At 37.9% G+C, this 754-nt stretch carries 1 protein-coding gene and 1 pseudogene; one reads left to right on the top strand and one right to left on the bottom strand.

Features of this window, described 5'->3' with window-relative positions:
• A pseudogene (locus tag ON063_RS14710) lies at window positions 1-112 on the top strand (TCP-1/cpn60 chaperonin family protein); the annotation flags it as partial.
• Window positions 113-182: 70 nt separating this feature from the next.
• Here ON063_RS14710 and ON063_RS14715 read toward each other — a convergent pair.
• Window positions 183-467, bottom strand: coding sequence for a hypothetical protein (locus ON063_RS14715; protein WP_274665636.1), 285 nt, complete (start codon window positions 465-467; stop codon window positions 183-185).
• Window positions 468-754 lie beyond the last annotated feature (287 nt).

Below are 754 nucleotides of genomic sequence, written 5' to 3' on the forward strand. Positions count from 1 at the left end.
TGTTTCAGCGATGTTCCTCACAACAGAGGCCGTCATCGCAGACAAGCCAGAAAAAGACGCTCCTGCAATGCCTGACATGGGCGGTATGGGTGGAATGGGCGGTATGATGTAAGTCATGCGCCTTCACAGGAACCATTCATCAGCGAAAGCTGGTGGATGGTTTTTTTGTTGGATATCAATGTTTACTGTGCCTGCTTTCCATCGAATAGTCTCTGTAAGAAGAAATTCTCTTTTTCCGCACGACGTCCTTCAATGTATTCAATAACATCAATTTTTCGAAGAGAGAGGACAGCACGTTTTTTTGTTCCAGGCATTTCATCAATTACCCTCATCACATCAATCATCGTAGAATGTTCAGACATAACCAAATAACGTGCGACACTAATTTCTTTTTTCTTTCCTACATGTCCATAACGTACAACAGCTTTCCAGTAAGACCACTCCATACTCATTTCCTCATTGTTCATAACATGTCATCCCTTCGTTTTTCGACTGATTTGATGCAAAATATTAAATTGATCTTTATGTTGATTGTAGATAAATGAAGGAAATAAACAGTGTAATAAAATTAGCGTGGTTAAATATTTGGTGTGGTTTACAAAAAATGCTGAGCAGAAACACAATCTCTGCTCAGCACCATATCGTGCAAATCATTAGTCTAAAAGTAAAAAGGCATGTTCAACCTTTACTTTATAAAGGTGATTATGGTTATAGCATGTACACTCTACGTGTTTTCATTTATTAATTATGGATT

The sequence above is a fragment of the Exiguobacterium sp. B2(2022) genome (genome assembly GCF_028823655.1).
Lineage (GTDB): Bacteria > Bacillota > Bacilli > Exiguobacteriales > Exiguobacteriaceae > Exiguobacterium > Exiguobacterium aestuarii_A.